We start from the raw sequence: 14,513 nt of genomic DNA on the forward strand, positions 1-14,513 counted from the left end.
TCAGGGGACCTTCACGCGGTAGGCGTATACGCGTGTCGGAGGCGTCCCCTGCCGGAGTGCTGTCGGCACGGGACGCGTTCTCGTCGAGTCAGGCGGCGTCTTCGATGATGTCGAGCGGCGGGAGGTGCTTGACGATCTCGATGGTCGCGAGGCTCACCGTCACGACGCGCATGAGCAGCTTGACGATGTACTCCGGGTCGTCGGACCAATCGTTGGGGTCGTTGACGATGCCGGACTTTGGGTCGGTCTTCACCTGGTACCGGTCGATGATCCACTCGATCGCCGAACGGGCGCCGAGCTGGTACTCGTACGCCTCCTCCGGGATGTTCTCCAGCGTGACGTGGTTGTTGTAGACGATCCGCGTCCGGTCCTGGACACCCTTCACCTTCGGGATCTTCATCTTCGTCACCCGCAACAGCTCGTCCTGGGGCATGTCCGGACGGGTGTTGGTGAGCGTCCTCACGATGCCGCCGAAGGGCTTCGCGGACTCGTAGTTGATGTGCAGCTCGGAGAGCTGGCGGCCGGCCTCGGCGAACGCCCGGAAGGCGCGCACCTTCGGGATACGCGGCAGGGACTTCTTCAGGTCGGCGGCGTAGGCCTCGCGGTAGGCGGGGGAGTGGAGGAGGCCGTAGACGTAGAAGAATATGTCGTCCGTCGTCAGGTCGGGGGCCGTGTCCGCGTACGTCTTGCGGTACGCGGCGAGGGTGGCGCTCGTGATGTTGTCGATGCGCTCGTAGGCGGCGCCTCCGTCTTCGTCGCCGAAGTCGAAGCCGCCTTCTACGGCGAGCTCGCGGTAGGTGTAGCGGGCGAAGTGCGGGCCCACGCTCTTGGTGCCGACGGCGTGGAGGTCGGGGATCGCGTCCGTCATCAACACCGAGAAGGGTTCTTCGGAGCCGGTGCCGGTGATGTAGAAACCGAAGTTCTGGTGGTCCGGCGACGGGAATAGCTGTGGCATCTTGCCAGGACGGTGGTTGAGATCTCGGTCGAAATACACGGCTTGGCGGCTGAAGGGGCGATACAGGCCCGTGGTGACGCGTTCCGGGGAGTACTCCACACGTTTGCCCTGCGCCAGCTTCGCGATCAGGCTCGACGACCAGCTGATTCGTTCCGCATCGCGGTCGATGTAGCGGTCCGCGTCGGCAACTTGAGGCTGCGTAACGCCTGAAACCTTGCAGTGCTCTTGAAAACCAGTCACCTGCTCGTTGTAGAAGTCCACCATCGACTCAACGTTCTCGCGGAGCCGCTGCTCGGAGAAGTTGTAAACCCAGGGGTCGCGATTGGTCTGGAGCCCGGCTGAGTGAAGCGCGAAGATGGCTCGGCCCCGAGCGGCGGTCTCGCTGATAGGAGCGAACGTCGCGAACCGCTCGTCCCTCTGGTTGATCCAGTCACCGTCCGCGTTCGGTGTGATCCGCTCCCACTCCACCGTCTCCAGGCTCTGCCCGGCGATGAGGCCGAGCTTCTCCTCGCGGCTGCGGTAGTCCCCGATGTCCCGGTAGAACAGCCCGCGCGGCGCATCCGTGCGGCCGCCCTTGACCAGGACGATCACGGCGACCGTGTTGCGGCTGCCGGAACCGAAGATCTTGCCGCCCTCCTTGCGGGACAGCTCACCGGCCGTTCGCTGGTTGCCGCGCAGGTTGTAGCAGTACACCGCGTCGAACTCGTCCGTCAGGCACTTGCGGACGCCGTCCGCCGTGTTGCCGTCGATGTAGCCGCCGTTGGAGACGAACGCCACGACGCCCTCGTCCTTGATGCGGTCCGAGGCCCAGCGGAAGGCGCGCAGGTAGGAGTCGTAGAGGGAGTTCTTGTTCTTCGCCGTCGACCTGGCCGCGTAGGTCTCCTGGATACGGTCGTCCAGGGCCTCGTACTTGATGTTCTGGTTGTCGTCGTTCTGGCTGTCCTGCCCCACCGAGTACGGCGGATTCCCCAGCACGACCCGGATGTCCTGCCCCATTTGCTTCCGCGCCCGCTCGCTGTTCCCCGACAGCACGTCCCCGAACAGCCGCCCCTCCTCGGACTCCGCGAGCTGGAACGTGTCCGTCAGGACGATGCCCTCGAACGGCACGTACGCGTCGGCCCCGGTGTCAGCCGCGTCCGCCCTGGCCTCCGCGTACAGGTCGTGGAACGCCGCCTCGATGTTGACCGCCGCGATGTAGTACGCCAGCAGCACGATCTCGTTCGCGTGCAGTTCACGCGTGTACTTGCGCAGCAGGTCCGCCTGTTTGATCAGGCCGGACTGGAGGAGCCGTACGACGAACGTGCCCGTGCCCGTGAACGGATCGAGTACGTGTACGTCCTCGTCGGACAAAGACCGGCCGAAGTGTCGTCCGAGCGCCTGGTCGGCCGAGCGCAGGATGAAGTCGACGACCTCGGTCGGTGTGTATACGATGCCGAGCGCGTCCGCGGTCTTGGGCAGCGCCGTCTTGAAGAACTTCTCGTACAGCTCCGTGATGACGCGCTGGCGGCCCTCGTGGTCGGTGATGCCCTCCGCGCGCACCCGTACCGACTCGTAGAACCCCTCAAGGGTCTTGGCCTCCGCCGAGATCGTGTCGTCGTCCAGGACGTCCAGCATCCGCTGCATCGCCTGTGAGACGGGGTTGTGGTCGGCGAACGCGTAGTCCTGGAACAGCGCGTCGAAGACCGGCTTGGTGATGAGGTGCTGGGCGAGCATGTCGATGGCGTCGGAGTCGGTGACACCAGGGTTTATGTTCGAGCGCAGTTCCTCGACGAACTCACTGAAGGCCGCCGCCTTGTGGGGGACCGTCAGGCCCGCCCTGATGCGGGCGACATGCCGCTCCGCGATCAGTGCGATGTCCTTGGCCCACTGCTCCCAGTAGGTGCGCTCACCGACCTTGTCGACGATCCGGGCGTAGATGGCCGTGCGCCACGCCTCGTCGAACTCCAGACGGTCCTGGACGTACTGGGCGGACTGCCGCTCCTTGTCCTTCTTGGCCTGGGCGCTTTCCTGGGTGCTGCTGCCGTCCCGGTCGCCGACCGATTCGTCCCCGGCGCCGATCGTGCCGATGCCGATGGTGTTCGGGGCCTTCTTGTTGAGCTCGATCTGGTTGACGGACGCGTTGAAACGGTCGTCGTGGGCGCGCAGGGCCTGGAGGACCTGCCAGACGGTCTTGAAGCGGCGGTTGTCCGCCAGGGCCTCCTCCGGGGACATTCCGGCGGGGACGGCGACGGGCAGGATGATGTAGCCGTAGCGCTTGTCCGGTGCCAGGCGCATCACGCGGCCGACGGACTGCACGACGTCGACGACGGAGTTGCGCGGCTGAAGAAAGAGGACTGCGTCCAGGTTCGGGACGTCGACGCCCTCGGACAGGCAGCGGGCGTTGGACAGGATGCGGGCGTTGTTCGGGCCCGGGTCCTGCTTGAGCCAATCAAGGAGGTCGTTGCGGCGGAGTGTGTTGAACGTGCCGTCGATGTGCTGGACATCGCAGTTCAGCAGCTCGTCGTCCGCGTCCTGGTACGAGGAGACGATCTCGTTGAAGTGGTTGGCGACGGCCTGGGAGTCCTTGATGGAGCGGGCGAAGGCGACCGCCCGGCGCATCGGCTCCTCGCCGGGCTCGAAGTGGGTGCCGTCGCCGAAGGTGCCGGTGCGCTTCGCCAGGCCGTTCCAACAGCCGATGATCTTGGCGGCGTCGTCGAGGTTCAGCTCGGGGCCGCCGGCCGCCAGACCCTGCTGGTAGGACTTGGCGACCACGTCCTGGTCGACGGTGAGGATGAGTACCCGATAGTCGGTGAGCAGGCCCTGTTCGACGGCCTTGCCGAAGCCGAGACGGTGGAACTCCGGGCCGTACAGGCTCTCGTCGTCCATCGAGGCCAGGACGGCGGAGGCGTCCTTGGCGTCCGCCTTGGTGTCCTCGTTGTAGATCCTCGGGGTCGCCGTCATGTAGAGGCGGCGGGTGGCGCGTACGACGTCGTTGTCATGGACCCGGACGAAGTTCGACTCGTCGTGCCCCGCGAGCGTGACGCCCGTGGTCCGGTGCGCCTCGTCGCACAGAATCAGGTCGAAGGAGTCGAGTCCCATCTCCTGCGCCTTGGCGATCGTGCCGATCGACTGGTAGGTGGAGAAGACCACCGTCAGGCCGGGACCGGCGGGCGGCTCGGTCCCGTCGCCTTCGACCTGGGCGAGCAGGCGGGCGGGGTCCGTGGTGGCGGGCAGCGCCAGGTCATGCGTGGCCATGTCCAGGTCGTCGGCGTCGACCTGGCCCCGGGAGACCTTGGCGTCGGAGCAGACCGCGAAGGCCCGCAGCGGGGTCTCGGCTTCCGACCTCCACTCCCGCAAAGTCTGCGAGAGCAGCGCGATGGAGGGCACGAGGAAGAGGACCCGGGTGTGCTCGCCCAGTCCGCCGGCGGCCCGCTCGGCCGCCAACCGCTCCACGATTTTCAGGCCCGTGAACGTCTTGCCGGTGCCGCAGGCCATGATCAGCTTGCCGCGCTCGTGCTCCGCGAAGCCCTCGAACACCGCGTCGATGGCCTCGCGCTGGTGCGCGCGGGGAGACTTCTTGCCCCGCAAGGAGAGCTCCACCCCGCTTGCCTCGCCGCTCGCGGGCAGTCGCCACTCCACCCGGCTCGCGGCGATCTCCGACAGACCGAGCCGCTGTACGGGGGGCTGCTGGCCGTACAGGGCCGCCTCGGCGTTCGGGCCCCATTTATCCGTCGTCGAGATGATCAGACGGCGGGCGAAGCCGCCCTGTCCGGAGGCGGTGAAGAAGGAGTCGATGTCAGGCTTCTGGACCGTGTGATCCGCTTCGTAGCACTTGCACTGGATCGCCCAGAGGGCGCCGGTCTCCCGCTCCTGGGCCACCAGATCGATACCGAGATCCTTCTGGCTACCGGCCGTGTGGCTACCGGCCGCGCCCGGCCACTCGCCGTACATCCACACACGGCTGAACTGCTCGCTCCACACCGGGTCCGTACTGAGAAAGCGCACCATGAGTCGCTCGAAGGCGGTCCCGAGTTCTCGATTGGTCCTCGACTTCTCGCGAATCACCCGAAGCACGTCATGCACGGTGGTGGACACGGAGGCTCGCTCTCTGCTCAGCCCGGTATGACCCGAAGGCGTCTGGAAGGCCGGCTAGGCCGACTTCCCAGCACAGTAGTCCGGCGCACTGACAAGAGGGGAACGGACGACGGGGGAACCTCTGTGCTCGGCGTCGCCGACGCGGTTGCCGCGACGATCGTCACAGAGCACCTCGACAACGATACTTTCCCCAGCATCACCATGCCCTTACTGTTCGTGGCCGGTCAGACCCTCACTGTGTGACCTCGGCGACGCCGGTACTCCGAGGGCCCGGAACCGTCCCGTCGGCGACCAGTTCCGCCACCGCGTCGCCGTGGTTGCGGACCAGGTAGTCCATGGCGTGCTCGGTGGAGGACTGGTACTCCAGCTGTTGCCCGTAGAAGCGGAGCCGAGCCTCGCAGTCCTGGACGAGTTCGCCCCAGGTGCGGACCCAGATCCGGTACGTCGGCTGGTTCAGGGCGCATCCGGGGGGATTGTGAGGCTGGTGGGACAGCTCGCGCAGCGTGTCCGTCATGTCGTTTCCGACCAGCCAGAAGTCCCATGTGGTGCGGGTGTCCCGGAACCGGTCGTCCTTCCGGACGGCCTGTGCGTAGCTGCTGAGCTGCTCGAACTCGCCCGATCCCAGGGTGAGGCCGGGGCGTTTGAGTTCGACCACCAGGTGGTGCCGTTCGTCATGCCGGTGCCGGGACGCTCTCGACAGCATGAGGTCGACAATCCCCTGGCGCCCGTCGGGCCGGAGCACGGGAGGGCCCGCCGGCTGCTCGCGGCCCAGCAGGTGGCAGTGCTTCCGCAGAACCTCGGTGAGGCTTCTATCGCTCACATGCAGGCCGTACTCCTCGCCGAAGATCCAGCACTCGTTCTCCAGGATGCGGTGGAGTTCGGAGCGCTCCTTCACGCGCTTCTTGGCGTGGGGGTCGAAGACGAGGTGCTCCAGAGCCGCCAGGAAGTCCAGCCGACTGGTCGCGGCCGTGGAGGCCTTGAGCAGAGCTGACAAGGGAGTGCGGTCGAGGAGTCGGTTGAGCTGCTCCCGTTCCTGCTTGGAAAGGCTGAACAGCTCCTCGGCGATGCGCAGGACGTCCGAGGGCTCGTGGGCGAGCACGGACCGAAGCAGGGCGAACGTGGTCCTGCGCGTTCCGGTGGACTTGGGCAGGTGACGGAAGACGGTCGTGGCCACCGCGTCGAACGTCTCGCGCTCGGTGCGTTCGCGTGCGTCGGCGGGTTGCTCCGCGTACGGGTAGATGCCTTCCCGACGCCATTGCGCGACCTGTTCCCGTCGTCGTTCGTCGACGCGTGCGCGGAAGTGAGCCTTGAGCCGGTCACGGGCCGTGGTGAGGACTTCGGCCAGCGGTCCGTGCGGCGCCCAGTCGGTGAAGGCGAGGTCTTCGGAGTCGACGTCGTCGAAGCCGGACCAGCTGAGATGCGCCGTGAACTCGAAGCCCGGGGCCTGGATGCCCGGCTTGAGCTGCCCTCGCGACATGCCCTCGCCGTCGCAGAGGAAGAGCGCGCGGGTGACCGGCTTGCGCCACTCGACCACCTTCAGGCGTGCGGGGTCGCCCCTCAGGCCGCCCCGAGCGGCGGGGGAAGGCAGGTCGTAGTCGCTGACGTGCGACTGCTCGGCAGCCGGGTCGAGGTCCTGGCCGTCGTACTCGATCCGGACGTCCGGGTACTTCTCCAGGTACGTGGCGAAGGCCGTGGTGAGCGATGAGCGGGCCCGGTCCTCCGCGAGGATGTCCAACTGCTCGTCCCCGCCGAACGCCTCGAAGAGCGTGCCGGTCGGATCGTCGGTGGGTTCCGGGTCGCCGATGTCGAACTCGTCCATCGAGCGCCGGTCCGCCTCTATCACCAACTGCTGTCGGCCCCCGAGCGCGTCGCTGACGCTGGTCCAGCGGACCTGGATGCCGAGGGCGAAGGCACGCACCCGGCCTCGCCCGTTCTTGCCGTGCAGGGCGCGCTTCTTCACCGGGCTGCCCTGCGCGCGCTTCTTCCAGGAGGCGCCGATCGGCCGGAAGTACTCCTCGCAGTGCTCGGCCGACATCCCGCTGCCGTCGTCCTGGACGCTGACCCGATCCACGCCGCCCAGGTCGTTGCGCTCCAGCGTGACGACGACGTGCCCGGCGTCGGCGTCTACGCTGTTCCAGATCAGCTCCTCGACCGCGCCGATCGGATCGCGCAGCCGCGCCAGCTCGGCGACGTGTTCCCGACTGGTCTCCAGCCGCACCTTCACCATGACGTCGGTTTCTCCGGTTCTTTCATGTTCTGCCATGCATCCCTGATCGAGGGCAAAGTCTGCCCTCTCCCGTGGGTTTGACGAGGGAAATCGCCGCGAGATCACTCTTGGTACCCTGCCGCCTCCTAATGAGAGCATCTGTTCGAAGAGGTGTGAATGAAGACAGGCAGACGGACCGTCGCGGTGGCCGCGCTCGTGGGGGCGCTAGGGCTTTCGGTGTTGAACGCGCCGGCGGCGAACGCGGCGGACACCGGTATCACCGTGTCGGACATCGTCATCAACAAGGGCAAGCCGATCGTGGTCGGCACGTCGAAGGAGGTGGCGCCTCCGATCTCCTTCAACATCGCCCTGCCGACCGGGCAGACCACTGCCAAGCCCTCCGGCTACACCGCGCACCCCTTCATCTACCGCGGCAAACTGAAGACGGCCGTCGACACCGGCGACGGCTACATAGGCCCGGGGATCTACACCTGCTTCGAGATCGACGCGAAGCACGCCCGCTGCGAGGGTGAGTTCCACATCGACCCGCACCCCAGTCGCAGGCAGGTCGACACCAACGCCGCCGCCACGACCTGGAAGGTCGCCGTCGCGCTGCGCCTGTGGAAGTCCAACGGCGGTCTCAAGACCGAGGAGTACGAGACCCGGTCCAAGACCGTGCAGCTCAAGCGCGCGGCCAAAGCCACCGGCGCGGCCACGCCGGAGACGGTCGCCAAGGGGAAGAAGGTCACCGTCACGGGCAAGCTGACCCGGGCGAACTGGAGCACCAAGAAGTACGGCGGCTACAGCGGCCGTACGGTCAGCCTCCAGTACCGCGCCTCGGACGCCACCTCGTTCAAGACGGTCAAGAAGGTCACCACCGGCAGCACCGGTGCTCTGAAGACCACGGTCAACGCCTCCGCCGACGGCTTCTACCGCTGGGTGTACTACGGCAACTCGACGACCGCCGCCGCCACCAGCCCGGCGAACTACGTCGACGTGCGCTGACCGACCCGGCCCCTCAGTACAGGGTCGGCACCTCGCCGCCCTCCGCCCGCGTCAGCGTGACTCCCGCCAGACCGCGTAGCCGGCGTTCCGCCACGGCGGTCAGTTCGTCGGTGGTCGGCGGGGTCTGCCCCAGGCCGATGGCGTAGCGGGCGGGGGTCGTGGTGAAGGGGCGGGGCCAGGCGTGGCAGTCGGGGGCCAGTTCGGCGAGGTCCGTGATCAGGGCCCGCATCCTGCCCCGGACCCGGCCCTCGTCAGCGCTTCCGCCCCGGGCGCCCTCCACCGTCACGATCGCCCAGGCCGCGTGGCGGCGGTGGAGCGGGGGAGGGGCGAGGAGGGCGGGGAACGAGCCGTCTTCCTCCAGCAACTCCCAGGCGCGGAACAGCTCTTGGGTGATGAGGTCGCGCATGCCCTCCGTGACCTGGTCCGTGCAGGAACGGACCGGGGCGGAGGGGGTGGCGACAGTGAGGGCCCCGGCGGCGACGCCGTCGAGTTCTCCCACCGGCTCGCGCCAGTCCCACGCCGCCCACGTCGCGAAGAAGTGCCGGAGGAGGGCCGCCGGGGGCAGGTCGCCTGCCTCGTTCACCGTGCGGGCCGCCAGCACGGACCACGCCAGGCCCGGCAGCCCGCCGAACGGTGCCGAGTCCAGGCCCCGGGCCCTCGCCCACGCCTTGACCTGCCGGGCCAGCCGGGCCAGCCGGGCGAACGCCGGTCCGTGGGTGCCCACCGAGGTGAACACCGCCTCCGCGTCGCTCACCGCGCTGAGCGCGATCGCCGCCGCCTCGCCCAGTTCGGCCCGCCGGGCCACCGCCTCGACGGGATCCATCGCGCCGGTCGCCACCACCGCCAGGTCGACGTCCAGGCCGTCCAGCCGCAGCCGGAGGCCGGGTACACGGGCTCCGACCACCTCGCGCATGCCGCCCGCCCCGGGCAGGGACTCGGTCAACTGCGCCTGTATGGAGGGAAGTTCGACCGAGCCGGGCAGCGCCGCCACCAGGTCCAGATCCGCGCCGGGCAGCGCACAGCCCATCCGCCGCGAGCCGACGACGTGCACGACACCGTCGGGGAGCGCGTCCGCCACGAGGCGTGCGACCCGGTCGGCCACGGCGAGGTCGGTGCCGCTGTCCTCACCGACCCCTTCAACCTCGTACGGCGTCGGCTCTTCCCACCACCGCACCTCTCCCGTCCCCAGGCTCACCGTCGCCCGCACCCGCATCGGCTCGTCCCCGCGCCTCGACAGCAGTGCCAGCTCGCCGACCCTGGCCGACAGGGGCGTGAGCCGGGCCGCGCAGGCCGTCGCCAACGTGTTCGGGTCGGTGGTGCGGCCCAGGCTCAGATGCGGGGTGAAGCCCTCGTGCCGGCCGCGACAGCGCGGGAAGTGGCGTACGAGGGTGCCGTGCAGGTCGGCCCACGGTCCCTCGCCGGCCGCCGCCGGGTCGAGCCAGACCGTCGCGTCGTCCCGGTGGCCGAACCAATGCACGCCCTCCAGCCGGGCGTCGAACGGGACCGTCCCAGTCGTCAGCGCCGACGCGAGCACCGCGGCCGCCTCGTCGAAGGCGTGTTCCGGTGCGAAGCCGAAGAGGACGTTCACATGCGGGGGCCAGCGGTGGATCTGCGGGTCGTGGTCGCGGCGGATCTCCTGGAGCGGCGGCCACAGCTCCTCGGGCGGCAGCCACGCCAGCGCCGTACGGGCCGTCGGCCGCACGTCGAGGCGCGCGGGGGTGCCTGTGGCCGGGGTGTCCGTGCCCGGGGCGTCCGGGGTCACCTCCGCCCGCACCCCGTAGTGGTCCGAGATGTGCAGCCCCTCCGGCGTCGGCGCGTCTCCGTAGAGCTCGGCGCTTGCCACCCGGAGCCCCTCCCCGCGCACGAGCACCCGGTCCAGCCGGGACGCCCGTCCCGACAGGGACGAGACCGCGGCCAGCGGATTCGCGACCGGGTCGAAGGTCGGGGTCGCGTCGGCGGGGCCGTGCGTCTCGCTCCACGCGTCCCGCATACCGAGGGTCGTCTGTGGCGTGTCACCGCCGTCGTTGAAGTCGCCCAGCACCAGCAGATCGGCGTCCAGACCCGCCAACCCCTCGGCGACACGCGCCAGTTCGGCGGCCCGGCGGCCGGCGCCGTCCGCGGAGTGGTCACTGCTCAGGTGGGTCCCCGCCACGACGAGGGGGCGTGCGCCGGTCTCCACGACCACGGCCGTCACCGCCTTGTGCGGGCCCAGCGTGTGGAACGCCGCCTCGCGGACCGGCAACCGGCTGAGGAGGAGCAGACCGCACGCGTCCACGTCCCGTCCGCGCGGGTCCGTCCCCAGCGTCCAGCCGTCCCGCACCCAGGGCTCGCGCAGCAGCATCGTCAGCAGCTCCGCCTCGACCTCCTGCAACGCGATCACGTCCACGTCGGCGTCGCGCAGCGCCCGCATCAGCAGGGGTCTGCGCCGGGCGCTGTCGATGAGGTCGGCGTCGTAGCGGTCCCAGAGGGTGTTCCAGGTCAGCACCCGTACGGATGCCGAGGCGAGTCCTCGCGGTGCGCGCGTGGGGGTCCAGTGCTCCCCGTCCCACGTGTGCGGCGTGCGCGCCGTGAAGAAGGGCGCCCGGAGCAGACGCGCTTCCCGTACGCGCCCCGCGTCCGTGGCGTCGATCCGGTCCACGCCCGTGGAGCGGTCCCAGACCAGCTCGCCGTCGGCCTCGAAGAACAGCACCCGGTGCCAGGGGATCTCGCCGCCGGGCACGAACGCGGGCAGCGGGACCCGCTTGGGCGCGGCGTTCCGTTGCAGGACGCCGAGCACGAAGCGGGCCGGGTCGAAGCGCGCGTCCCAGCGCACCCGGTGGTAGATCTCCTCGCTCGTCCGCACGGTTCCTCAGCCCTCTTCCTCAGTGCTCGTCCTCTATGGTCCCGCTCGCCCCCACGTACCAGGTGCGGTGCGCGTCGCCCGGATACGGCGGGGCGAAGCGGCGCAGCTGGGCGGTGAGCACGTCCGGCGGCACGGGGTGCTCGCGGCGGCCGTTGCGGCGGACCAGCTCGTCCTCGTCGACCAGGACCACGGCGTGGGTGACCAGGGCGTCGCGGCGCTGGGCGACCGCGTGGACCAGCGAGCGCTGCTGGTGCGTGAGCGAGGTGGCGTCCCACACCGTGGTCCCGCCGGCGGCCAGCGCCCCGTCCAGCCGGTCGAGCCCCGCGCGCAGCACGTCCGCGTTGGCGCGCTGGTCGGCCCGGTCGCCGCGCGCCTCGCGCAGATCGTCCAGCGACACATACGCGTCCGCACCCGTGAGCCCTCGCGCGAACGTGCTCTTGCCGCTGCCGGCCGGACCCACCAGCTGGACCAGCCTCGGAAAGGCCCCCGACCGCCACCGCCACGTCGCCGCGACGGCCTCGCCCGTGGGCCCGCCTCCGCCCCCGGCGAACCCGCCCCCACGCCCAGTGAACCCACCGATGCGCCCCCGCGCGTACGCCTCCCGTGCCTCGGCCCGGCACCGTACGGCCGCTTCGGTCGGCAGTTCGGCGAACGCCTCCGCCAAGGCCCCCTCGTCGAGGCCCCTTACCTCCTCGGCGTGCAGCGCCGACCACTCGACCTGCTCGCGGGCCTCGTCCGTGGCCGCCGTGGCGCGGGCGACCGCGTGCAGCAGCCCGAGATCGGCGGCGAGGGAGAGCCGCGCCAGGCCGGTGGGGCGGTCCTCGTCCGGGTACGGCCGGTGCAACGCGGAGTGCAGCCCCACGAGGTCGGCCACCCGACGGGCGAGCGGCATGCCCACGGCCCCGGCGAGCCGCGCGGCCACCCGGGCCCGCCGGCCGCCCGGGGCGTGCCCGTGCAGCAGCGCGGCCAGGACGCCGGCGAGCCGCTCGTCCCCGGTGCGCCCCTCCGCGTCGAAGCGGGCCACCGCCTCCCCGTCCCCCTCGCCGGGCAGTCCGACGGCCTTCGCCAGCGCGTCGGCGTCCGCGGGCGCGCCGGAGCGCACCGCCCACAGCGGCGCACGCGCCCCCAGCCCGTTCTCCACGACGGCCGCGTGCATCCAGTGGGTGTCCGTCCGCACGTGCCCGGCCCGCACCCACTTGGCGACGCGCGCGCCGAACTCGTCCGCGGCGAAACCGTCCACGACCCGGACGACGTACCCCTCCTGCCGCCCGAGGTCCAGCCGCAGCGCGCGCAGCGCCCTCTCGTCGAACACGCCCCGCCACAGCACGCGCGGCACGGGGATCCCGAGACCGCGCAGCAGGTCCACCGTCCGGTCCCAGCCCAGGCAGCGTCCGTCCGCGTCCCACACCGAGAAGCCGTAGAACCAGCTGTCCAGGTCGTCGTAGGCGAGGGAGTGGCGGGCGAACATGTTCTCGCCGCACACCCGCCAGCCCGGCGGGACGGCGTGGCCGATCCGGGCCTGGAGCGCCTTGACCCAGGTACGGGAGGGGTGGTGCGCGGAGTCCAGTGAGCGGGCGTGCAGGCCGTCGCGGTACAGCGTGGTGTTCTCGCCGTCGAGTTTCTCGGACACGACGACCTCGCGGCCGCGCAGGCCGGACAGGTCGGTGACCCGCAGATCGTCGGCGGTCGCGCCGGGGGACCAGGGCAGATGCCGGGTCCGCGGATAGTGCGTGCGCATGATGGACGTTCCCCCGTGCCGGCCGACTTACCTGATCAGCGTAGGAGCGGGGCTCGGGGGTGGGCGAGCGGATTATGCGCGGACTAGCTTGATCTTTAACGTCCAGCATCGAATGATGTCTCGAACTTGATCACTCGGTCCGGTAACTGCCGTACACGAAAGCGGCCCTCGGCTGAACATGTGCTCCGACCAAGGAACACACACGTCCAGCACGAAGGCCGTGAGGGTGAGTTTGCTGCATCGCGATGCCCGGCGAGAGCCGTTGGCGGAACTGTCACGCTTCCGGGGCGAGTTCTACTCCTGCCTGACCAGGCGTTCGGATGCGCTGTTCGAGCTGGCCGACGCGGTGCTGTGTGCGGATGGCCCAATCCGCTCGCTGGTGGAGCTGTCGCTGGTGGGCGAGCATCGCCGTGGACACGGCGGGCTGTATGGCGCCCTGGCCGCGGGCCGGGTGGACATCGCCCGGCTGCGGCGGGCACTGGCCACGGTGCCGCTTCCGCGGGCGGCGGACGGCCGGCTGGTGCTGGCGGCCGACATCACCTGCTGGCTGCGCCCCGACGCTCACACCTCACCCGAGCGGATCCTGTGCCACACCTACGGACGCGGCAAGGACCAGCACATCCCCGTCCCCGGCTGGCCGTATTCGGTGGTCTGTGCGCTGGAAGCGGGCCGCAGCTCATGGACCGCGCCGCTGGACGCGCTGCGTCTGGTGCCGGGCGACGACGCTGCCACGGTCACCGCCCGGCAGCTGCGTGAGCTGACCGAGCGGCTGATGGCGGCCGGACAGTGGAAGGACGGCGACCCGGACGTGCTGATCGTGGTGGACGCCGGATACGACGTGCCCCGGCTGGCCTACCTTCTCAAGGATCTGCCGGTGCAGGTGCTGGGCCGGATGCGCTCGGACCGGGTCCTGCGCCGGGCGGCGCCGCCCCGAGAGCCGGGCACCCGGGGCCGTCCGCCCCGCCACGGCGGCGAGTTCGTCTTCGGCAACCCTGCCACCTGGAACACTCCCGATGCGGCGACCGTGACCGATACCCGTCTGTATGGCACAGCCATCGCCAGAGCCTGGGACCGGCTCCACCCCCGGCTGACTCACCGCTCCGCATGGGTCTCCCAGCTGGGCGCTCTGCCAGTCATCGAGGGCACGGTGATCCGTCTGCAGGTCGAGTACCTGCCCAGCGGCGCGAGGCCGAAGCCGGTGTGGCTGTGGTGGTCGGGCACCGACGCGACCGACACCCAGGTCGACCTGCTCTGGCAGGTCTTCCTGCGACGCTTCGATATCGAGCACACCTTCCGGCTGTTCAAGCAGACCCTGGGCTGGACCTGCCCGAAGGTCCGTACTCCTGAGGCGGCTGACCGGTGGACCTGGCTGATCCTCGCCGTCTACACCCAGCTGCGGCTGGCCCGCCCACTGGCGGCCGACCTGCGCCGGCCGTGGGAGAAACCGAGCCCGCCGAACAGACTCACCCCTGCCCGCGTCCGCCGCGACTTTCGGCACCTCCGCCCGCAGGCGGCCTGCCCCGCCCAAGCACCGAAACCCTCCCGACCCGGCCCGGGACGACCACCCGGACGCAAGAACACCCGGCCCACCCCGCGCCACGACGTGCACACCGTCCGCAAACCCGGCACTACGAAACAGCGAACGAAGAAGTCAGAGAACCCACGACCCCGCCGCACAGGTTAAAGATCAAGC

Annotated in this window: 6 protein-coding genes; 2 read left to right on the forward strand and 4 right to left on the reverse strand. The window is 70.0% G+C overall.

Going from position 1 to position 14,513, the window contains the following annotated elements:
* Nucleotides 1–88: 88 nt before the first annotated feature.
* Nucleotides 89–5,008: a DEAD/DEAH box helicase gene (locus tag L3078_RS28090; RefSeq protein WP_239756724.1), complete on the reverse strand. Its 4,920-nt coding sequence runs from the start codon at nucleotides 5,006–5,008 to the stop codon at nucleotides 89–91.
* A 253-nt stretch (nucleotides 5,009–5,261) separates the two neighbouring features.
* Nucleotides 5,262–7,292, reverse strand: a complete 2,031-nt coding sequence (locus L3078_RS28095) for an ATP-binding protein (protein ID WP_239756725.1) — start codon at nucleotides 7,290–7,292, stop codon at nucleotides 5,262–5,264.
* 120 nt (nucleotides 7,293–7,412) lie between these two features.
* On the opposite strand from L3078_RS28095, the gene L3078_RS28100 reads away from it, so the two are divergent.
* The gene (locus L3078_RS28100; RefSeq protein WP_239756726.1) at nucleotides 7,413–8,240 is read left to right on the forward strand and encodes a hypothetical protein; all 828 of its coding nucleotides are present in this window, start codon (nucleotides 7,413–7,415) and stop codon (nucleotides 8,238–8,240) included.
* 13 nt (nucleotides 8,241–8,253) lie between these two features.
* On the opposite strand, the gene L3078_RS28105 is transcribed toward L3078_RS28100, so the two are convergent.
* Both L3078_RS28105 and L3078_RS28110 read right to left on the reverse strand, forming a co-directional pair.
* Nucleotides 8,254–11,082: a poly(A) polymerase gene (locus tag L3078_RS28105; RefSeq protein WP_239756727.1), complete on the reverse strand. Its 2,829-nt coding sequence runs from the start codon at nucleotides 11,080–11,082 to the stop codon at nucleotides 8,254–8,256.
* Between the two features lie 19 nt (nucleotides 11,083–11,101).
* The gene (locus L3078_RS28110) at nucleotides 11,102–12,820 is read right to left on the reverse strand and encodes an RNA ligase family protein (RefSeq protein WP_239756728.1); all 1,719 of its coding nucleotides are present in this window, start codon (nucleotides 12,818–12,820) and stop codon (nucleotides 11,102–11,104) included.
* 235 nt (nucleotides 12,821–13,055) lie between these two features.
* Here L3078_RS28110 and L3078_RS28115 point away from each other — a divergent pair, with 235 nt between their 5' ends.
* The gene (locus L3078_RS28115; RefSeq protein ID WP_420864190.1) at nucleotides 13,056–14,504 is read left to right on the forward strand and encodes an NF041680 family putative transposase; all 1,449 of its coding nucleotides are present in this window, start codon (nucleotides 13,056–13,058) and stop codon (nucleotides 14,502–14,504) included.
* Nucleotides 14,505–14,513 lie beyond the last annotated feature (9 nt).

This window comes from Streptomyces deccanensis, from assembly GCF_022385335.1.
GTDB lineage: Bacteria > Actinomycetota > Actinomycetes > Streptomycetales > Streptomycetaceae > Streptomyces > Streptomyces deccanensis.

What these genes read in the sequence shown, in the direction of transcription:
- L3078_RS28110 (WP_239756728.1), bottom strand. Translation starts at nt 12,820, where the DNA reads ATGCGCACGCACTATCCGCGGACCCGGCATCTGCCCTGGTCCCCCGGC.
- L3078_RS28100 (WP_239756726.1), top strand. Translation starts at nt 7,413, where the DNA reads ATGAAGACAGGCAGACGGACCGTCGCGGTGGCCGCGCTCGTGGGGGCG.
- L3078_RS28095 (WP_239756725.1), bottom strand. Translation starts at nt 7,292, where the DNA reads ATGGCAGAACATGAAAGAACCGGAGAAACCGACGTCATGGTGAAGGTG.